This is a genomic window from Pseudomonas azerbaijanorientalis, from assembly GCF_019139795.1.
In the GTDB taxonomy this organism is placed as follows: domain Bacteria; phylum Pseudomonadota; class Gammaproteobacteria; order Pseudomonadales; family Pseudomonadaceae; genus Aquipseudomonas; species Aquipseudomonas laurylsulfatiphila.
The window spans coordinates 1137117-1156744 of sequence record NZ_CP077078.1 but is presented as its reverse complement, the minus strand read 5'-3'; the positions used below and the strand labels follow the sequence as shown (position 1 = coordinate 1156744).

At 60.9% G+C, this 19628-nt stretch carries 16 protein-coding genes and 1 pseudogene; 6 read left to right on the top strand and 11 right to left on the bottom strand.

Translation table 11 applies throughout. The features are described from left to right. Nucleotides 1-142: 142 nt before the first annotated feature. Complete coding sequence (locus KSS91_RS05040) at nt 143-1018, top strand: AraC family transcriptional regulator (RefSeq protein ID WP_217837227.1); 876 nt, start codon at nt 143-145, stop codon at nt 1016-1018. Between the two features lie 117 nt (nt 1019-1135). On the opposite strand, the gene KSS91_RS05035 is transcribed toward KSS91_RS05040, so the two are convergent. The 5 genes from KSS91_RS05035 to KSS91_RS05015 all read right to left on the bottom strand — a co-directional run bounded on the left by KSS91_RS05035 (nt 1136) and on the right by KSS91_RS05015 (nt 7168). Then, nucleotides 1136-3565 carry a TonB-dependent siderophore receptor gene (locus KSS91_RS05035; RefSeq protein ID WP_217837226.1) on the bottom strand — a complete coding sequence of 810 codons (2430 nt, stop codon included), beginning with the start codon at nt 3563-3565 and terminating at the stop codon, nt 1136-1138. Nucleotides 3566-3804: 239 nt separating this feature from the next. Further along, a complete protein-coding gene (locus tag KSS91_RS05030) occupies nt 3805-4794 on the bottom strand; it encodes a FecR family protein (protein ID WP_217837225.1) in 990 nt (329 codons plus the stop codon). After that, nucleotides 4791-5363, bottom strand: a complete 573-nt coding sequence (locus KSS91_RS05025) for an RNA polymerase sigma factor (RefSeq protein WP_041474778.1) — start codon at nt 5361-5363, stop codon at nt 4791-4793. The genes KSS91_RS05030 and KSS91_RS05025 overlap by 4 nt, the downstream gene beginning before the upstream one ends. Nucleotides 5364-5598: 235 nt before the next feature. Further along, complete coding sequence (locus tag KSS91_RS05020) at nt 5599-6006, bottom strand: HPF/RaiA family ribosome-associated protein (protein ID WP_007970346.1); 408 nt, start codon at nt 6004-6006, stop codon at nt 5599-5601. 214 nt (nt 6007-6220) lie between these two features. Next, complete coding sequence (locus KSS91_RS05015; RefSeq protein WP_217837224.1) at nt 6221-7168, bottom strand: LysR substrate-binding domain-containing protein; 948 nt, start codon at nt 7166-7168, stop codon at nt 6221-6223. A gap of 135 nt (nt 7169-7303) precedes the next feature. On the opposite strand from KSS91_RS05015, the gene KSS91_RS05010 reads away from it, so the two are divergent. Together KSS91_RS05010 and KSS91_RS05005 are read left to right on the top strand one after the other, a co-directional pair. Further along, nucleotides 7304-8680, top strand: coding sequence for an L-serine ammonia-lyase (locus KSS91_RS05010; RefSeq protein WP_217837223.1), 1377 nt, complete (start codon nt 7304-7306; stop codon nt 8678-8680). 309 nt (nt 8681-8989) lie between these two features. Then, nucleotides 8990-9307 (top strand): DUF3509 domain-containing protein, encoded by a 318-nt coding sequence (locus KSS91_RS05005; RefSeq protein ID WP_102674856.1) that lies wholly within the window; start codon nt 8990-8992, stop codon nt 9305-9307. Here the strand turns inward: KSS91_RS05005 and KSS91_RS05000 are convergent. After that, nucleotides 9304-9804 (bottom strand): phosphate-starvation-inducible protein PsiE, encoded by a 501-nt coding sequence (locus KSS91_RS05000; RefSeq protein WP_015093539.1) that lies wholly within the window; start codon nt 9802-9804, stop codon nt 9304-9306. The genes KSS91_RS05005 and KSS91_RS05000 overlap by 4 nt on opposite strands. Before the next feature lie 276 nt (nt 9805-10080). On the opposite strand from KSS91_RS05000, the pseudogene KSS91_RS04995 reads away from it, so the two are divergent. Further along, a pseudogene (locus KSS91_RS04995) lies at nt 10081-10320 on the top strand (YebG family protein); the annotation flags it as partial. A 260-nt stretch (nt 10321-10580) separates the two neighbouring features. Here KSS91_RS04995 and KSS91_RS04990 read toward each other — a convergent pair. After that, complete coding sequence (locus KSS91_RS04990; protein ID WP_007970336.1) at nt 10581-11600, bottom strand: Glu/Leu/Phe/Val dehydrogenase family protein; 1020 nt, start codon at nt 11598-11600, stop codon at nt 10581-10583. A 183-nt stretch (nt 11601-11783) separates the two neighbouring features. On the opposite strand from KSS91_RS04990, the gene KSS91_RS04985 reads away from it, so the two are divergent. Next, nucleotides 11784-12587 (top strand): SirB1 family protein, encoded by an 804-nt coding sequence (locus tag KSS91_RS04985; protein WP_217837221.1) that lies wholly within the window; start codon nt 11784-11786, stop codon nt 12585-12587. A gap of 117 nt (nt 12588-12704) precedes the next feature. Here the strand turns inward: KSS91_RS04985 and maiA are convergent, their stop codons facing one another. The 3 genes from maiA to hmgA are packed head-to-tail and all read right to left on the bottom strand — an operon-like array spanning nt 12705 to nt 15965. Continuing rightward, nucleotides 12705-13340, bottom strand: a complete 636-nt coding sequence (maiA, locus tag KSS91_RS04980; protein WP_126049339.1) for a maleylacetoacetate isomerase — start codon at nt 13338-13340, stop codon at nt 12705-12707. A 12-nt stretch (nt 13341-13352) separates the two neighbouring features. Further along, a complete protein-coding gene (gene fahA, locus KSS91_RS04975; protein WP_217837220.1) occupies nt 13353-14657 on the bottom strand; it encodes a fumarylacetoacetase in 1305 nt (434 codons plus the stop codon). Nucleotides 14658-14660: 3 nt separating this feature from the next. Beyond that, nucleotides 14661-15965: a homogentisate 1,2-dioxygenase gene (gene hmgA, locus KSS91_RS04970; protein WP_126049335.1), complete on the bottom strand. Its 1305-nt coding sequence runs from the start codon at nt 15963-15965 to the stop codon at nt 14661-14663. A 163-nt stretch (nt 15966-16128) separates the two neighbouring features. Between hmgA and KSS91_RS04965 the strand changes: the two genes are divergently transcribed. Continuing rightward, nucleotides 16129-16926, top strand: a complete 798-nt coding sequence (locus tag KSS91_RS04965) for an IclR family transcriptional regulator (RefSeq protein WP_217837219.1) — start codon at nt 16129-16131, stop codon at nt 16924-16926. 69 nt (nt 16927-16995) lie between these two features. On the opposite strand, the gene KSS91_RS04960 is transcribed toward KSS91_RS04965, so the two are convergent. Further along, entirely contained in the window at nt 16996-19542 is a 2547-nt protein-coding gene (locus tag KSS91_RS04960; RefSeq protein ID WP_217837218.1) for a helix-turn-helix transcriptional regulator, read from the bottom strand. Nucleotides 19543-19628: the final 86 nt, after the last annotated feature.

Here is a 19628-nt window from a genome sequence, read left to right as displayed (position 1 = left end):
TCCTCGATAGGTGCCCAGTGTCCGGCGCCACGCCTGGACGCACTTGCATAAACTTGCGCTTTTGTCTGGCGACAGGCTGGCAGGCGCACGTCTACGGAGTAGGATGCAGGGCGTTGGATGCAGGTGTTAGAGAGCAACGATCATGGCTGCACTGGATACCCTACAAGTCTTTCAAGCCCTCAACCGCTCGCCGAATGCTCGTCTGGAGCACAGCGCCGAGCTGGGTGACGGCTTGTCTGCAGCCTTGTGGAGCAATCACCACGACGCCCGGGAATACGAAGCGCCCAGCCACCACACGTTGTCCTGCTACATAGCCGGCGGCACCGGCACCTTCCGTCGCGATCAGCCCGGCAACAAGGGCGCCCCGGACAAACTGTGCATCCTGCCGGCCGACCACCAGTCAGGCTGGGTGATCAACGGCGACATTCGCCTGGCGCACCTGTATTTCAGCCCCGAACAATTTGCCCTCGGCTGCGTCACCCTGCTTGATCGCGAGCCACGGGAAATGCAGCTGCGCGAGCAGACCTTTCTCGATGACCCGCAGCAGGCGCTGCGCTTTCGGCAATTGATCAGCTTGAACTGGGACGAACCGGGCGAACGCCTGCTGACCAGCAGTCTGGCCCACGAACTGCTCAGCCATGCCCTGCTCAGCCAGGTCAACGCCCGACAAGGCCTGCGCCTTAAAGGTGGATTGGCCGCGCATCAGCGTCGGCATCTGGTGGAGTACATCAACAGCCATCTGGACGAGGCCATCAGCCTCGGTCAGTTGGCTGCGTTGTGCGCGTTGTCGGAGTACCACTTCGCGCGGATGTTCCGCGAAAGCTTCGGCTTGCCACCCCACCAGTACCTGCTGGCGCGGCGCATGAACCGGGCGCGGGAATTGCTGCGCACGACGGCGCAGCCACTGGGGGAGATTGCGCTGGCTTGCGGCTTCTCCAGTGCCAGCCACTTCACTAACCGCTTTCGCCAGTCACTTGGCGGGACGCCCGGTGAGTATCGGCAGGCGTTTTTGCGCTAGATCCGGGATCTTCGGCGCCTTTCAGGCCGCCATCGCGAGCAGGCTCGCTCCCACCTTTGGACTGCTTTTCCCTGTGGGAGCGAGCCTGCTCGCGAAGAACGATGACGCGGTCTGTCGTCAGAACTCCAAGGTGCTCGACAGCGTCACCTGCCGCGAATCTCCCATGGAAACAAAGAACCGGCTCGCCGCCGAGGTGTAGTAGGTGCGGTCGAACAGGTTCTTCACGTTGAGCTGGAACTTGACCCTCTGTCCGTCGACCTGGGTGTCGTAGGTGGCGAACGCATCGGCCACGGTGTAGCTCGGCAGGTCGAAATCGTTCACCGCGTTACCCGCGCGCTCACCCACATAACGCGCTCCGGCGCCGACCCGCAGTTGATCAGCGCCAATGACGCTGCCGAAGTCATAGACCGCCGACAACGAACCGCTGTTCTTCGCCACGTTTTGCAGTTGATTACCCTTGTAAACCGGGTCTTCGGTGACTTCGGCATCGGTGTAGGCGTAGCTGCCGATCATGCTCCAGCGATCGGTGAGCTGACCGCTCAAGTCCACTTCCAGGCCACGGGAGCGCACTTCGCCAGCAGCGCTGTAGATCGTGGTCGGGCCTTCGGCGTTGGCCACCAGCACATTGCGCTTCTTGATGTCGAACAGCGCGATGTTGCCGGTGACGCGACCCGGCAGATCAAGCTTGGCACCCAACTCCCAGGACTTGGCTTCTTCCGGCGCGATGCCGCCGTCAAGCACCGTACTGCTGCCGCTCAACGGCGCGATGGTCGAGTTGGGTTTGAACGATTCGGTGTAGCTGCCGTAGAACGACAAGGCATCGGTGTACTTGTACACAAGGCCCGCGCGCGGCACCCATTGCTGCCCGTTGCTGTCGGTGTTGGCGTGGAACGGCACGCCTTTGCCGGCGTACTGGTCATAAACCTGGAAACGCGCGCCGGCCACCAGAATCCATTGCTCGTTGAGGTGGATGGAATCCTGCAGGAAGGCCGAATCGCTGCGCAGTTCATCGGTCTGCGCACTGTCGGGCGCACTGACGGTGGTGCCCGCCACTTCCCGACCATAGACCGGATTGACATAACTGAACGTGGTCAGGCTTTTCTGGCGGATCAGGTCTTCGCGGTAGATCTTGCGGTACTCGTCATCGATGCCGAACAGCAGGTCGTGCTGCATGCCGAGCACATTCACATTGCCTTCGAGGCTGGCGGTGGTGAATCGGTCGGTGCTGATCGCGTTCTGCGTGCCGTCCATGTTGCGGGTCAGGGTGCCCTTTTTTGTGTCGATGGCGGTCACTCGCACCTGGCTGGCGTCGTAGGTTTCGCGGTTCCAGCTATAGCCGAAATGGGCTTTCCAGTTGTCGTTGAGTTCGTGATCGGCCTCGAAGTGATAGAGGTCCGAACGCCCTTCCATGTTGTTGAACGGCTCGTCGAGACGCTCGTTGCGCGAGATGTCCAGCGGGTGGTTGGTCCGCGGGTCGATCAGCGTACCGCGGTCGAACGGCGTGAGGAATTCGCGGTGCTCATAGGCGAACAGCAGCTGGGTGCTTTCGCCGTACCAGGCCAGCGACGGCGCAATCAGGCTTTCGCGATGCACGCCGAAGTTGCGCCAGTAATCTTCGTCTTCGTAGTCCAGCACCATGCGGTAGGCCAGCCCGGAATTGCCGAGGGCGCCGGTGCTGTCGAGAGTGCCGCCGCTGCCGTTCTTGCCGTCGTCATAGCTCGAACCGCGCGCAGTCAGCGCGTTGTATTGCTCAAGTTCGGGCTTCTTGCTGACCATGTTGACCACGCCGCCCGGATCCTGGATGCCGTAGAGCAACGAGGCCGGGCCCTTGAGCACTTCGACCCGGTCCACGCTGGCGTTGAGACCGCGGCCCTGCACGATCGGCATGCCGTCGCGCATGATCGAGCCGTTACGGTTGTCCCCAAAACCGCGAACCATCACCGAGTCCTGGGTGCTGCCCAGGGTGTTGGCCTGGGTGATTCCGCTGACGTTGGCCAGGGCGTCATCGAGATAGCGCGGTGCCTGATCGCGGATCACCTGGGCCGGGACGACATTGATGGTCTGCGGGATGTCCTGAATCGGGGCGGAAGAGCGCATCACCGAAGAGGTCGGCGGCGGCTGGTAGCTCATGGACTCATCCATCACCGAGGTGATAGTGGTCGCGCCCAGTGTCAACGCACCTTCAGTCGGCTGCGGTTCCAGCGCCATGGTATGGCCGTCGGTGCGGCGGAACGTCAATCCCGAACCGGTGAGCAGACGTTGCAGGGCCTGTTCGGCACTCATCTGTCCATTGACCGCCGGCGCATTGAGGCCGTACGGCGCTTCATCGGTATAAACGACGCTGATGCCGGTTACCCGACTGAAATCACTCAGGGCCTGGGGCAGCGGTTTGGCGGCCAGCGAGAAACTGAACTGCGCACGCGGCTGACTGCTGCCCGTCTCTGCGGCCAGCGCCAGGCCAAGCGGCAACAACACCGATGCCGAAAAGCTCAACGCAGACACACCCAACCATTGTTTGACCGAACCCGATTTTGCCCTGGACTTCATGACTCATGACCTGTGTAGAACCGCAACGGATGCGAATGACTCGCAGTTTCAGTCACTACACGGATGGCGATCGGGTTTACCTCACAACGATTTGAAAATATTTTTTATTCAGGGTGACGTGGTGTTTGAACTGGCCCCTTCGCGGGCAAGCCCGCTCCCACAGGGTTGTGTGTTGCCCTAATCGTGTGACCGACTCAGTACCTGTGGGAGCGGGCTTGCCCGCGAAGGGGCCGCCAGCTTCAACGCAAAATAATCAGATGCCCCAACACCTGATGCTGCTCAAACCCCAACACACCCTGCAACGAACTCAACACCGCCTGCGGGTCCCTGCTCGGGAAGCTGCCACTGACCCGGCGTGCCGCCAGTTCATCGTTGAGCAACACAATCCGCCCGGGGTAATAGCGCCCCAGATCCCGCACCACATCGGCCAGCGTCGCCTTGTAATAATTGAGCCAGCCCTGGCGCCATGCCAACTGCGCTTCGCTGTCCACCGCGTGGAGTATTTGTGCCGAGCCTTCGCCGTAGGCGACTTGCTGGCCGGCGGTGAGGATTTGCTGTTCGGCATCCTGGTCCGCCGTCACCCCGACTCGCCCGGACAGCACTGTGACCTGCGCCCCCCGAGGTTGCAAACGGACTTCGAACTGCGTGCCCAGCACCCGTGCCTGGCCTTTCTCGGCGTCCACCACAAACGACTCACCGCTGTGAGTAACGTTGAAAAACCCGGCGCCGCGACGCAGTTGCACATGCCGCTCGCCGCGACTGAAATCCACGGCGATGGCACTGTCGGCATCCAGTGTCACCTGCGACTGATCGGCCAGGGTGACGGTGCGGATTTCCCCCGGTGCCGAAACGAAGTCCGCGCCCAGGTCATCGATCCAGCGCGAGGGCTGCCAGCCTGTACCGAGACTGACCATCAACAGCAGACACGCCGCCATCGCCAGCGCACCGGACCAACGCCCGACCGTGCTGCGCCGAGACTTGTCCATGGCGTTGAGATACCTCTGCAAGGCCAGGGCTTCTTCATCGGCGAGCATGCGCGCCGGTCCTTCGCTCAGCTCCCACAAGACCTGCGCCCGGGCATAGGCCTCGGCATGGGCGGGATCGGCCTGCAACCAATGACTGAAAGTCGCCTGATCAGCACTGCTGGGCTGGTCATGCAACAGACTCAGCCAGGCCAGCGCTTGCTGTTCCTGAGCGGGCGTCGGGATGACGCGTTCGAAGTGGTTCACGGTGCTTTCCCTGGCGTACGCGGTTCGGGGTCCCGAAGGCTGGCCTTGCAGGCTTCGAGGGCGCGCATCATATGTTTTTCGACGGCACTTTGGGACAAGCCCATGGCCTTGGCGATCTCGGCGTATTTACGGCCGTGAATGCGATTGAGCAAAAAGATCTGCCGCGTGCGCTGCGGTAACGCGCGCAATGCGGCTTCGACGTGACGCAGATCGTTGCCCGCCTCCAGCGCCGCTTGCGGTCCGCTGCCATGGCTGTCCGGTGATTCCACCAGCATGCCTTCGCTGGCCCGCACCCGCGTGCCTTCACTGCGCAAATGATCGATGGCGATGTTGCCGGCGCAGCGCAACAGGTAGGTACTGAGTTCCTCGACTTGCACCAGCGGCCGCCGCCAGAACCGCAGGAACAAGTCCTGAACCAGGTCCGCTGCCGTCGCCTTGCAACCGACACGCCGACTCACCAGCGCTTCCATTTGCGAACGCTGGGAGAGAAACACCTGGAGAAAATGTGCACGGTCGCCGCGCTGTTGATCACGCTCGATATCGTGGGGGTCGGGTGGGAGAGTCATCATCGTTCATGTTTCGACCTGAAAACCGGGGAGGCCACGACAGCCTCAGGGGCCCGGCAAGGCCGCAATATTAATGATAAATATTCTCATATGCAAAAAGATCGGGTGAAGCCCTCTATCTCACCCGTTGGTTCACCACAGCCCATGCCAATGACCATGGAATCCAAAAGCCACCGAAACGAGAACGGGCCTGCAGTGCAGGCCCGTTCTCATGGGAAGGTAAAAAGTGAATCAGGTGTCAGCCGTTAAGCGCTGCCTGTTCGTTTTCCAGAAACTCTTCTTCCAGCAGCTGGTCGGCATGGGCGCCACTCTCGATGGGCACCACATTTGCTCGTTTGCCGCGTAATTTGCCGAACATATGCTCCAGCGCATGTTCAAGTTTGGTGGCTGCTCCGTCGATCGCCTGCTCCATGGTGGAGGCTTTATGGGTGACGGAAACCGGTTGATGGCCTTTTGGCCGCGCCTCCAGCTGGCAGCGCATGTCGTGGGGACCCGGCTTGTCGCCGTTCTCGTCCCGCAGGTGAACCTCGACGCGTGTCAGGTCCTCTTCGTAGCGTTCGAGCGTGCTCTCAATGGTCGTACGTACCCACTCCTCCAGTCGTTTACTGCCTTGAATATGGTTATCGCTATTGACTTGGATTTGCATAGTTCATCCCTTATTTCAGCTAGCTCGCGAGAGGCCGGTCAGCTAAGCCCTTGGGCGTCATCACCGTGACCTCTTGGTTACACAATCGGTCTGTACGCTGAACAATTCAACCCCCTGAAAAAGATAAATGTTCAATCGCAAAAAAAGCCGGACAACCGGTAAAAGCGCTGTTAAGGTCGGGAGTTGGGTCGACCTGCTCTTGCGTAATAATTGCTCACATTTGCTGCTCCCCCAACGGATGCAGGCTGCGAAAAGCCTCCGCCTCCTCCACCAACCAATCGTGCACCGCGCGCACACCCGGATGGCTCAATGCCCCCGGTGCGTAAAGCAGCATGTAGCGCTTGTGATTGGGCACCGCCAGGCCAAACGGCACGATCAACGCCCCGCGTTCCAGCTCATCGTTGAGCAACGTTCGTCGGGCAATCGCCACGCCCATCCCGGCAATGGCCGCTTCGATGGTCAGGTGATTGCGATTGAAGGTATGCCCGCGCCGCACATCCGCCCCTTCGAAGCCGATGGCGTTGAGATAAAACTCCCATTCCGCATATTCATAGCTGCCGCGCCAGGCGGTGATGTCGTGCAACAACGGAAAGTGCATCAGGTCTGCCGGACCGTGCAGCGGCGGACGACCCCGCAACAGGCTCGGCGCACACACTGGGAAAATCTGTTCATCGAGCAAGGCTGTGGATAACAGCCCCGGGTAGCTGCCGTCGTTCAGGTCGATCGCCAGGTCGAAGTCACCTTCATGCAACGGCACGCTGCTGTCCTCGGCCACCAGGCGCAACTGAATGTCCGGGAACCGCTGCTGCAAACGCGGCAGGCGCGGCGTCAGCCATTTGCTCAGGAAGGACGGAATCGAACGCACCCGCAGAATCCCGCTGATCATGCCCGCATCCAGTCGCCGCAATTCCGCGTCGATACTGCCAAAAGCCTCGTTGACGGTAATGGCCAGTCGCTGGCCCTCCGCGCTCAGCTCCACGCCACGGGCGCGGCGGTGAAACAGGCGAAAGCCCAGGCGCTCTTCCAACTGGCGGATCTGCTGGCTGACCGCTCCCGGTGTGATGTGCAGTTCTTCGGCGCAGCGGGTGAACGACAGGTGCCGCGCGGCACAGGCAAACACGTTCAGCCAGACATAGGTCTGGGCATGTAATTGACGGCTCATCGTTTAGTCCTGCTAAAGGATGTCTTAGGAAATTTCGTTGGTCACGTAGGACCTTGGCGGGCAGTATCGCCGACATAGCGCTTGTCCTACAAAAATGGCGGCGATTCCTCTTCCATTGCTTGTGCAGGCTTTAGCATGGCTATCAGTGTTTTCGATCTCTTCAAAGTTGGCATCGGCCCGTCCAGTTCCCATACCGTCGGTCCGATGCGCGCCGCCGCGACCTTCGCTCAACAACTGGTCGAACTGGGTTTTCTGACTGACGTGCGACGCGTGGAGATTCGCCTATACGGCTCTCTGTCGGCGACCGGCGTCGGTCACGCGACGGACCGCGCCTGCGTCATGGGCTTGATGGGCGAATGGCCCGACAGCATCGATCCCACCACCATCGACCGCCGCATTCACACCCTGCGCGAAACCGGCAAATTGTGTCTGGCAGGCGTTGCGGACATTGCCTTCGACTGGCAACACGATCTCCTGCTGCTTGACGAAAGCCTGCCCTACCACCCCAATGCCATGTCCCTGACGGCTTTCGGTGAAACCGGCGAGCTGTTCGAGCAAACCTATTACTCGGTGGGTGGCGGTTTCATCATCGAAGCCGCCGAAGCCGAGTCCGGGATCGCACCGGCCGGCGATGTGGTGCTGCCTTACGATTTCTCCAGCGCCGCCGAACTGCTCAAGCTGTGTAACGAGCACGGGCTGCGGGTCAGTGAGCTGATGATGGCCAACGAACGGGCGTGGCGTGGGGATACCGAGATCCGCCAGGGCCTGTTGCATATCTGGTCGGTGATGCGCGAATGCGTCGAGCAAGGCTTGCGTCACGAAGGCATACTGCCCGGCGGTCTGAATGTTCCACGCCGAGCGGCGAAACTGCATCGCAGCCTGCAGGAAATCGGCAAGCCGAATGTCATCACCTCCACCTTGTCAGCAATGGAATGGGTCAACCTGTACGCCCTTGCCGTGAACGAAGAAAACGCGGCAGGCGGGCGCATGGTCACGGCGCCGACCAACGGCGCAGCGGGAATCATTCCGGCGGTGCTGCATTACTACATGAAGTTCAATGCCGATGCGTCTGACGACGACGTGGTCGCGTTCTTCCTGGGTGCAGCCGCCGTTGGCATCCTGTGCAAGAAAAACGCATCGATCTCCGGGGCCGAAGTCGGCTGCCAGGGCGAAGTCGGCTCTGCCTGCGCCATGGCCGCCGCGGGCCTGGCAGAGGTGCTGGGGGCCAGCCCGGAACAGTTGGAAAACGCCGCCGAAATCGGCCTGGAACACAACCTCGGCCTCACCTGCGACCCGGTTGGCGGTCTGGTGCAAGTGCCGTGCATCGAACGCAACGCAATCGCCGCCGTGAAAGCCATCAACGCCACGCAAATGGCCCTGCGCGGTGATGGCAAGCACTTCATTTCCCTGGACCGGGTGATCCGCACCATGCGCGACACCGGAGCCGACATGCACGACAAGTACAAAGAGACGTCACGGGGCGGACTGGCGGTGAACTGGGTGGAGTGCTGATCACTTTGGAGGCACGTCGAGGTTTATTGCCCTGAAACGTGCAGAAAACGCGGCCCCTGTAGGAGCGAGCCTGCTCGCGAAAAACCCTCAGGCGCCGCAAACCATCTGGTTTGACGCGTTATCGTTGACGACCATCGCGAGCAAGCTCGCTCCTACAGAACTTGTTTTTTGTCCGACAATTTTTCCGGCATGGGCCTTGCTACTTCCCTGTTGGAACAATGATGGCGAGATGGCCGATGGTCTGACGTTGCGAACCAACCCGATCACGGCCGGTCAACAACTGCACGTTCAATCAGGCGGTGACGCATCATGGACAACCCTTTCCAGCTCATTACCGATGCCTTTGCAGCGGACTACCAGATCAACCTGAGCATTCAGGGCCTGGACGGCAGCATCATGCTGACCCTTTCCAACAGTGGGCGCGTAGTGGCCAAACGCATGATCAGCGCCGAACAACGCAATGACCCCCAACGCCTCAAGCGACTGGTTCAAAGCATTCAATTCGGCATTGCCATCGAACAGGGCCACAGCGCCGTGGCCATCCTCGAAGCCATGACCACCGGCAGCGGACGGAACTTGCCGCCCCCTGCCGTCAAAGGGCGGCTGCGCCCCACTCTCGGACTCTAGATTTCGCCCTTCTCGACCTCTGGATGTTCACTGGAACCCGCGCCGGTCTTGCGATGCGGATTTTCGATCTTCACCGAGGGAAATTGCGACGAAGCGTAACGCACCACCAGAATCGCAAACGCCAACAGCAGGATCCCGCCGCACAGGTAAATGATCCCCAGGTCCGGCGGGTTGTGGTGCGAAACGTTGGAAATCAGCAGTCGCGTCAGCGCGGTAATCGCCACGTAGATCAGGAAGCGCACGGGCATGTGGTTGGTCTTGAAGTAAATCCCGACCATCGCCCCCAGTTCCAGATAGATGAACAGCAGCAGGATGTCATCGATCTTGATGTGCCCCTCTTCGATCATCCCGAGAAATTCCATCACCGCCGCCCACGCGGTCACCGCGCCGATGGCGAACAGCGCCAGGTAATGAAAGGTCTCGACGAACAGATTGCCCAGGGACTCGGCCAGTTCATGCACGCTCTGCCGCAGTTTCTCGGCCCAGTTGATTTTCACGATGATGCTTCCTTAGGTCGGTTCGACCGGATGATGCGGGTTGGACGTGACGGTTTTTCTGCATGCAGAAAAAAGGCCAGCCCATGATGGCGAGGCGTTCTGGATTGCGCGCCGTGGCGTTTGGTCGCACCTGTGCAGGACCTCGCCTGACAAATACCGAAACCGGTCTACATTAAAAAGCCACTACCCAAACGACAGGGTTTCGCTTATCCTTTCGCTGTATATAGATACAGTAGTCGAAACCGACAACCAATGTGAAGGCATGTGAGGTGGTGAATGGCCGTCGAAGTGGTATACCGCAGCAGCCGAGATCTGGAGCGCTTGTTCATGGATAAAGCCGAAGCTGACCGTCATGACAAAATGCTCGAACTGGCCGAATTGCTGGCTGAAGTGTTGCAAAAAGCCGTTCCGTCCCTGACCGAGCAGCAAGTGGAAGAAGCCGGGATCTACATGGCGAAGAATCGCGATGTGTTCGCCAAGGCGTTCAAGAGCCAGCCGGACGCCCTGTCCGAACTGCTTGCGGCACCTGTTGAAGTCGTGGAACCGGTTGTAGCGCCTGAGGTGGTTGAAGCCGCTGAGCCGATCACCTCGGCCAAGCCTGCCAAGGCTGCGAAAACAGCAAAATAAGCGACTCCCGAATTGAATAGGCCCTGAGTCCGATGGAGTCAGGGCCTTTTTCATGTCCTAAGATCAAAAGATCGCAGCCTTCGGCAGCTCCTACACGGGATAACGTTCAACTTGTAGGAGCTGCCGAAGACTGCGATCTTTTGATCTTTTTATCGATACAGCACCTTTTCCGCCAACTCGTCCGCCACCCGGGCCGGCGAACGTTTTTCCGCCTGGGCGTGGGCAAACACCTCGGTCAGGCGCGAGCTGATTTTCGACAGGTGTGCGGTGATGGTCGACAGTTCTTCACCACGGTGCTTGAGCGACACATAGATCAGACCGCCGGCGTTGATCACGTAGTCCGGCGCATACAGGATGCCGCGACGTTCCAGTTGGTCGGCGACATCCAGATGCGTCAGCTGATTGTTCGCCGAACCGGCCACTGCCGAGCAGCGCAGTTGCGTCACGCTGTGGCTGTTCAGCACCCCACCCAAACCGCATGGCGCAAGAATATCGCAAGGTGTGCTGAGCAGTGCGTCGTTGGCGATGGGGTGAGCCCCGAGTTGCTCCATCGCCAGTTGCACCTTGCCGTGATCGATATCGCTGACCAGTAGTTCGGCACCGGCGGCGTGCAACTGTTCTGCCAGGGCATAACCGACGTTGCCCAGGCCCTGAATGGCGACGCGCAGACCTTCGAGGTTGTCGCTGCCCAGTCGTGCCATCGCAGTGGCGCGAATGCCGGTGAATACGCCCATCGCCGCGTGCGGCGCGGGGTCACCCGCCGAGGTGGTGCTGGTGACATGTTGGGTCTGTTGGGCGATGCAATCCATGTCCGCCACTGAGGTACCGCTGTCGATGGCCGTGATGTAGCGCCCGTCCAGCTGATTGATACAGCGCCCGAAGGCTTCGAACAGCGCGGCGCGGTTGGCCACATGAACGGGGCGAATGATCACCGCCACGCCGCCGCCCTGGGCCAGACCGGCCAGTGCCGCCTTGTAACTCATGCCTTGGGCAAGGCGCACCGCATCCTCGACCGCAGACTCGTCGCTGGGATAGGCAAGATAACGACATCCACCCAGGGCAGGCCCCAGTCGGCTGTTATGAATGGCAATGACCGCCTTTAACCCGGTGACCGGGTCAACGCTCAGATGCAGCGATTCAAGGCGAGTACTTTGCATGAGAGCGAACATCGTAAGGCTCCCGAATCACTTCTTGTAGACGCCAGTATAGGCTTGCGCCCGAAAATTGCAGAAGCGCACCGGAATAAGCACGGCTTCGATGCAGGCTTTCGGAAATAACCGGAATTCGCTCTTGCGCAGCACTGGACGAATGCCGGCGAGGGGACTAAAACGAGGCATTGCCCGGAGATTTTGATGACCCCGCGCCAATCGTTCTTCGCCTGCCTGCAACGTTCACCGCCCGCGCTGTTCGAGGCGGCGCTATGGATTGCGGTCGAGCATGACGGTGAAGTGAACCCCCAGGCGGTGCTGGCCGATTTCCAGGAATTGCAGCAACGGGTCAGCGGTGGCTTGCCGATGCTGCCGGTCAGTGAGCTGGCCCAACCGCTATTGCGGCGCATGAACGACCTGGGCTTCGCCCAGGACGACTTCACACCCTTGCGCCCGCAAGTGGCACTGCTCGACAAAGTACTGGATCGTCGGCGAGGGCAACCCTTGACGCTGGGGTTGATTGCGCTGGAGTTGGCCAGGGGCCTGGAGATCCCCATGGTCGGGGTCAACTTTCCCGGGCATTTCCTGCTGCGGGTGCCGGGCTCCGATCATTTACTCGATCCCTGCGGCGGCCGTCGCCTTTATCCGAACGATTGCCGAGAGTTGTTGCATCGCCAGTATGGCCCGGACATGAAGCTCAGCGCCGACCATCTGGTCACCGCCGAGCCGGTGCAGATGCTACAACGGCTGTCGCGCAACCTGCGCCAGTTGTACCTCTCCCACGACGACTTCATCAATGCCCTGATCGACGCCGGACGCGTCCTGGAACTGGGCAATGCCAGTAGCGCCGATTATCTGGCCCGGGCCAGCCTGTACCAACGGCTGGACTGCCCGAACGCCGAGCGTTTTGACCTGGAGCACGCACTGCTGCTCAGCGACGATCCCATCCAGCGGATTCGCCTCACGGACCGGCTGGGGCATCTACCGCCGAATGCCATCGTTCACTGATCAAAAATCATTGTGGGAGCGAGCCTGCTCGCGAAGAGGGAGTGTCAGTCAAATCAATATGACTGACACACCGCTATCGCGAGCAAGCTCGCTCCCACATTGGGTCGGTGTGAACCGTTATGGCGTATCTGGCTGATTCGCCGGATGCGCCTGGATGAACGCCGGATGCGTCGCCGCCAATGCCGCCACTCGCCGAATGCGTGGATAAGCCTCAAGGGAAACATTGAAGCGCTCGGCCGCGTACAGCTGCGGAATCAAGTACACGTCCGCCAGCCCCGGCTCGGGGCCGAAGCAGTAACCGTCATCACCAATCAACTGCTCTACCGTGGCCAACCCCTGGCCGACCCAGTGGCCGATCCACTCCACCACCTGCGGTTCGTCGTGGCCCGACTGGCGCAACCGGTTGAGCACGCTGACGTTGTGCAGCGGGTGCACATCGCAGCCGATCACTGCCGCCACGCCACGCTCATGTGCGCGGCTGGCGAGGTCCCTGGACAGCAGCGGCACCTGTGGATAACGCTCCTCCAGGTATTCGATGATCGCGGGAGACTGGATCAGCAACTCGCCTTCATCGGTACGCAAGGCCGGCACGCGGCCCTGCGGGTTGATGCCCAGATAAGGCAGCTGTCGATGCTCGCCGCCCTGGGGTGCGATCAGGTTGACTGGCAGGGATTGATAATCCAGGCCCTTGAGCGCCAACGCGATACGCACCCGGTACGACGACGTCGATCGGTAGTAAGTATAGAGTTCCATGCCCCGCTCCTCTCAGCGCGCCGGCAGCACTTTGCCGCGGCACTCACCGAAACCGATGGAGGCGAAACCGTCGCGGCGGCAACGGCCGCGCAGGATGATTTCGTCTCCGTCTTCAAGGAACTTGCGCACCTCGCCCGAGGCCAGTTCGATCGGTTTTTTACCGCCTTCGGTGATTTCCAGCAGGCTGCCGAACTGACCGCTCTCCGGCCCCGACAAGGTGCCCGAACCGAACAGGTCACCGGCCTGCAACTGGCAGCCGTTGACGCTGTGGTGCGCGACCATTTGCGCCACGGTCCAGTACATGTGCTGTGTGTTGCTCAGGGTCAGGCGATGGGCCGGCAGGTTCTGCTCGCGCATGGCCTCGGTGAGCAGCAGCACTTCCAGTTCGATGTCGAACCCGCCAGCGGCCTGATCGCGTTTGTCGAGCAGGTACGGCAGAGGCTGCGGATCGCCTTGCGGACGTGCAGGCTGGGCACGGCGGAATGGCTCCAGTGCTTCGGCGGTGACGACCCACGGCGAGATGCTGGTGATGAAGCTTTTCGACAGGAAAGGCCCCAAAGGCTGGTATTCCCAGGCCTGGATGTCCCGTGCCGACCAGTCGTTGAGCAGGCAGAAACCGGCGATGTGATCGGCGGCATCGCCGATGGCAATCGAGTCGCCCATGTCGTTGCCCTGGCCGATCCAGATGCCCAGCTCCAGTTCGTAGTCCAGGCGCGCACAAGGGCCGAACGTCGGTTCGCTCTGACCGGCCGGCAACGTCTGGCCTTTCGGGCGACGGACGTTGGTACCGGACGGGCGAATGGTCGACGCACGACCGTGGTAGCCGATTGGCACGTACTTGTAGTTCGGCAGCAACGGGTTGTCGGGACGGAACAATTTGCCGACGTTCTGCGCGTGCTCGATGCCGACGTAGAAGTCGGTGTAATCATTGATTTTTGCCGGCAGGTGCATCTCGCAATCCGCCGCCAGCGGCAGCAGTTTTGCGCCCTGGGCTTCGATCTTGCCGTGCAGGGTGCTGCCCTCGGCGAACAGTTCCAGCAAGCGCTCGCGCAACGCGACGCGAGCCTCACGTCCCAGCTCGAAGAAGGCATTCAACTGACCACCAAGGGTCGCTTCGACCGCGGCTTTCGCAGCGCCATCAAACAACCCGGCCTCAAGGGCCGCTTGCAGGTCAAAGATGTGTTCGCCGATGGCCACGCCACTGCGCGGTGCCGAGCCGTTGAGGCTGAACACGCCCAGCGGCAGGTTTTGCAGGGGAAAATCCGCATGGCCGTTGGCGGATGCAACCCAGCTGCGAGTGATGGAAGTCTGCGTCATGGGTTATCTCCGGGTCGGGTCGAAAGTGGCGGGCAGCGTAGCCCAGCAGGCATCGTAAGTGTTTTGCAGTTGCGGGCAATCGAGGGCGAAACGGCTCGGACGCAATACCTGGCTGGTTTCGAACATGAATGCCATGGTGTTGTCGATTTTCGCCGGTTTGAGGTCAGCGTTGATCGCTTTGGTGCAAGTCTCTCCGTCGGGACCATGGGCGCTCATGCAACTGTGCAAGGACGCACCGCCGGGCACAAAGCCTTCGGCCTTGGCGTCGTATTCGCCCTGGATCAACCCCATGAATTCGTTCATCAGGTTGCGGTGGAACCACGGCGGACGGAAGGTTTTCTCGGCCACCATCCAGCGCGGCGGGAAGATCACGAAGTCGAGGTTGGCCAGGCCATGAACGCTGGTCGGCGAGGTCAGGACGGTGAAGATCGACGGATCGGGGTGATCGAAACTGACGGTGCCGATGGTGTTGAAACGGCGCAAATCATATTTGTATGGCACGTTGTTACCGTGCCAGGCAACCACGTTGAGCGGCGAATGATTGAGCTCGCACGCCCACAGCTGGCCGAGGAATTTCTGCACCAGCGTGGTGGGTTGTTGCAGGTTCTCGTAGGCCGCCACCGGGGTCAGGAAGTCCCGCGGATTGGCCAGGCCATTGCTGCCAATCGGCCCCAGGTCCGGCAGACGCAACGGCGCGCCATGGTTTTCGGCGACATAACCACGGGCCTGCGGGTCGAGCAGTTCAATGCGGAATTTAAGACCGCGTGGCAGCACGGCAATTTCCAGCGGCTCCAGTTCAAGCACGCCCAGTTCGGTGGCAATGCGCAGGCGCCCCAGTTCAGGCACCAGCAACATCTCGCCGTCGGCGTTGAAGAACACGCGCTCCATGGAACGGTTCGCGCGGTAGTTGTAGATGCTGATACCGGCCGGCTTTTCTGCGCCCGAGTTGGCGGCCATGCTCACCAGGCCGTCGATGAAGTCGGTCGGCTCGGCGGGAATGTCCAGCGGGTTCCAGCGCAGGCGGTTGGGGGTCACCTCACCCAGCGGGCCGCCGGCCAGCTGCCGATCGAGTTTGATGAACGCCGGATGATTGGCCGACGGCTGAATGCGGTACATCCACGTCCGCCGCCCCTCGCTGCGCGGCATGGTGAACGCCGTGCCGGAGAACAGCTCGGTGTAGAGACCGTACGGGGCTTTTTGCGGGGAGTTCTGGCCGACAGGCAGTGCGCCGGGCAAGGCTTCGCTGCTGAATTCGTTGCCGAAGCCTGACAGATAGGCCAGCGCTGGCATCGTTGAATCGGGGTTCATGGAGCCTCCTGAACAGGGAGTCGGCAGTGGCCGCTCACTCTGTTGCAGAGGTCGAGGCACGCCTGGGTTATTTTTATCGTAATTTGATTACGCATAACGTAATTTGATTGGTATTGACCGTCAAGCTATAAAGACGCCCATTCGTCCCGGGATCCCAGCCACCATGGAAAAAACCAGCGACAACAACGGTAAACAGAAAGTCCGCTCGGCCGAGGTGGGCACTGACATCCTCAAGGCACTGGCCGAGTTGTCGCCTTCGACTTCGCTGTCGCGCCTGGCCGAGCATGTGCAGATGCCGGCGAGCAAGGTCCACCGCTATTTACAGGCGCTGATCGCCAGCGGGTTTGCCGAACAGAACGCAGCGACCAACCATTACGGCCTGGGCCGTGAAGCCTTGCGCGTGGGGTTGGCAGCACTCAACAGTATGGACGTGCTGAAAGTCGCCGCCCTGCCCCTGGCCGAGCTGCGTGATGACTTGAACGAAACCTGCTTTCTGGCGGTATGGGGCAATCAGGGCGCGACCGTGGTGCACATCGAGCCGGCAGTGCGTGCGGTGACGGTGGTGACCCAGCTGGGCTCGGTGCTGCCGCTGCTCAGCTCTTCGACGGGACTGGTATTTGGCGCCTACCTGCCGAAACGCGAGACCGAGGATCTGCGCGTGCAGGAGTTGCAGTCCCACGCAGCCCATGTGCTGGCAGACGATCAGGCCTACGCGGCCCAGTGCGAACAAATCCGCGCACGCGGTTTGCACCATGTACATGGTTTGCTGCTGCCAGGGGTGGATGCCTTGTCGGCACCGGTATTCAATGCGATGGGCAGAGTGGTTGCCGTGCTGACGGTGGTGGGGCCGACTTCCTTGTTCCATGCCGATGAAAACGGACCGGCGGCGCAACGCCTGTTATCCGCCAGCCGTGCGGTCAGCTGGCGCATGGGTTATGAACCCGCCGCATCCGCGACCTGACTGCCATAGCTGTGCCAACCAGGCAGGGTTGGCATGCCTTTAATTCATTCCAAAACCAAAAACCAACACTTACCAAACCTGCATTATCAATCCCAGCTTCTTCGCCATGGCAACTGCCTGTGTGCGTCGCTCCACACCCAACTTGCTGTGAATGCGCCGGGCATGGGTTTTCACCGTATGCAACGAAATGAACAGTTGTTCGGCGATTTGCTGATTGGAGTTGCCTTGGGCAATCAGGTCCAGCACTTCAAGCTCTCGCCCACTCAGCAAACTGACATCGGTGTCCCTATCGACCACTGACGCCGTTCCCTGTAGACGACAAATCAATCCCGGCTGGCGCAAATTCAAATCACGCAATGCCTGTTGCCCATGACAACGCTTCACCAAGGCCAGGCCGGCCTCCAGCGCTGCATGAGCCATGTCCGGCTCATCCGTCAGGTACGCCACTTCACAGATTGCCAATTGCAACTCCGTTTCCAGCGCCAGCATGGCCTGTTGTTGCGCCTGCTTGAGTAACGCCTTGAGACGATCCATTGGACTTTGCGCCAGTTGAAGTTGAGTCTCGGCCAACACCAACTGGTATTCGATACGCGCAATCAGTTGCAGCGTGGCGGGTGGTGCCTGGCGTGCATGAGTCCCGCGATAATGACGCAAGACTCGGGTCAGCGCTTCCCGGACCAACTCCGGGCGCCCTTGCTGCAGCCAGAAATGACTGCTGATTTGCAGCAGTACGCTGCGATAAACCGTGTCGGGGATCTGTCGTTGCTGCATCAACCGTTCGGCTTCGCGCAGACGATCAAACGCAAGGGCATAATCGCGCTGGTTGGCGGCCATCTGCGCTTGCCCGAGAAAGCCATACAGCGCGTGCTTGTCCTGGCTTTTCAGGCAGTCCTCCAGGCCGGACTGGAAGAAACCGGCGGCCAGCTCATCTTGTCCCTGACAGAGGGCCAGCCGTCCTCGGCGCAGGGCAATTCGCCCCAATAGCGGCGTCGGTCGATCAGCTTCTCGAGACAACAGCGCAACAGTATCAGCCAACAAGCTCTCGGCGCGTCGGGGCGCTCCGCGCATCTCCAGCAACTGCGCGTGATCGAGTTCAAGCAGCCCTTCGAACAATAGCGAGCCTTGGGCGCGCGCCAGGCACAGTGCCTCGCGATTGAACGTCTGCGCCACATCGAGTTCGGCGTTGAGCAACGCCTGCTGGGTCAGTCCTGACAGGCACAATAGTCGCGCCGGCCAGGCATCGACGCTCAACTCGGCCAGCGCTTCGAGAAAGTGCCCGCGAGCCGCCTCCATACGGCCTTGCAAATGCAGGAGCCAGCCCTGTTGCGCCTGCCAGCGTGCCAGCAGTTGCCGTTGCAGCGTCTGCGTAGGCTGCGGGGTAAATCGTGCCAGTTGCCCGATGCACGCGGCGGCAGGATCGAAACGTCCGGCAAACAACAACGCCGCGCTGACCAGCCCGACCAATTGCGGCGTAACAAGGGTCAGCTCAGCCTGTTGACGCTCGTGGAGTTTCAACAACAGGCAGACATTTTCGCGCCGGAACAAATGTTCGAGGCTGAAGTGCTGCAACAGACTGACCGCCACTTCGAACTCCTGCGCCAACAGCGCCTGCTCGAACGCACCTTGCCAGTCCTCTTCGGCGCTGAACCATTGGCACGCGCGGCGATGCCAGGATCGCCCGGCCGGGGTCGGCTCTTCAGCCATTGCCCGGGCCAGTGGCTCGAAGATCCGCAACCACTCGACGGAATCTTCCCAAGGTTCAATGAAGCAGCCCATGTCCTGCAACGCGTGCAGCCACTGCGCGCCCTCTCCCGTACCGAAAAGATGCTCGCACAGGCTGGCGTTGAAGCGTGGCAGATGAACCAACACCTGCCAGACCTCAACCAACTCCGGCGGCAAGGTGTTGAACAACTCGTGCTGCAGATAATCGAGCAACGTTGCCGAACGCCCCTGCTCAACCGACCACGGGCAACCATTGAGCAACGCAATCCGCACACCAGCGCACCAGCCACCGCTGCGCTCAACCACCCTCTTGGCGGTCTGGGCCGCCAGGGTCGGCTCGACATGACCGAGTAACTGCCCGACCTCGGCCTCGGTAAACGCCAGCGCCCGGCCTTCGCACTCGTACAACTCATCATCGAGCAGCAGCCGCGGCCAGTTGCAGGAGGGTCGACGACGGGAACCCAGCCACCAGGTCAGCGCCGGGCTGGCGACGGCCAACAGGCGATCGAGCATCCGGTCGAGTTCCGCGTTGGGTGCACGGCAGTAATCATCCAGAAACAGCCAGGTCGGGGTCTGTAATCGGGCCAGATGCGCCAGCAGCCCGGGCTCATCCGCCGAGGGCAGATCCAGCGCTTGCGTCAGGCGCAACAGAAAATCGGCAGCACTCAACGACTCCCCCGCCAGCGGCAGCCAACAGACCCGACAGTGCTCCGGCGCCCGCAGCAGGCATTCGCTGAGCAACGCGCTCTTGCCACTGCCGGGCGGTGCGCAAAGCAACTTCACCCTCGCGGTCGACACCAGCATGGGCTCGATCAGCCGCTCGCGGGACAGATGATGGGACGACAGTCGGGGCACAAGGCCTGGGCGGTCCAGACAGTGCGTCATTGCAGTCATTGTGATGCGCCTTTTTTTATAATTCTGGCGCCACCCTAGCCCCCTCCCGAGCGCTTGTTGAAGAAGTATTCAACACACTGATCGCC

Coding starts and splice junctions, on each gene's coding strand:
- KSS91_RS05040 (WP_217837227.1), top strand. CDS start 143: ATGGCTGCACTGGATACCCTACAAGTCTTTCAAGCCCTCAACCGCTCG.
- KSS91_RS05035 (WP_217837226.1), bottom strand. CDS start 3,565: ATGAAGTCCAGGGCAAAATCGGGTTCGGTCAAACAATGGTTGGGTGTG.
- KSS91_RS05025 (WP_041474778.1), bottom strand. CDS start 5,363: ATGATGACTCTCCCACCCGACCCCCACGATATCGAGCGTGATCAACAG.
- KSS91_RS05020 (WP_007970346.1), bottom strand. CDS start 6,006: ATGCAAATCCAAGTCAATAGCGATAACCATATTCAAGGCAGTAAACGA.
- KSS91_RS05015 (WP_217837224.1), bottom strand. CDS start 7,168: ATGAGCCGTCAATTACATGCCCAGACCTATGTCTGGCTGAACGTGTTT.
- KSS91_RS05010 (WP_217837223.1), top strand. CDS start 7,304: ATGGCTATCAGTGTTTTCGATCTCTTCAAAGTTGGCATCGGCCCGTCC.
- KSS91_RS05005 (WP_102674856.1), top strand. CDS start 8,990: ATGGACAACCCTTTCCAGCTCATTACCGATGCCTTTGCAGCGGACTAC.
- KSS91_RS04990 (WP_007970336.1), bottom strand. CDS start 11,600: ATGTTCGCTCTCATGCAAAGTACTCGCCTTGAATCGCTGCATCTGAGC.
- KSS91_RS04985 (WP_217837221.1), top strand. CDS start 11,784: ATGACCCCGCGCCAATCGTTCTTCGCCTGCCTGCAACGTTCACCGCCC.
- maiA (WP_126049339.1), bottom strand. CDS start 13,340: ATGGAACTCTATACTTACTACCGATCGACGTCGTCGTACCGGGTGCGT.
- fahA (WP_217837220.1), bottom strand. CDS start 14,657: ATGACGCAGACTTCCATCACTCGCAGCTGGGTTGCATCCGCCAACGGC.
- hmgA (WP_126049335.1), bottom strand. CDS start 15,965: ATGAACCCCGATTCAACGATGCCAGCGCTGGCCTATCTGTCAGGCTTC.
- KSS91_RS04965 (WP_217837219.1), top strand. CDS start 16,129: ATGGAAAAAACCAGCGACAACAACGGTAAACAGAAAGTCCGCTCGGCC.
- KSS91_RS04960 (WP_217837218.1), bottom strand. CDS start 19,542: ATGACTGCAATGACGCACTGTCTGGACCGCCCAGGCCTTGTGCCCCGA.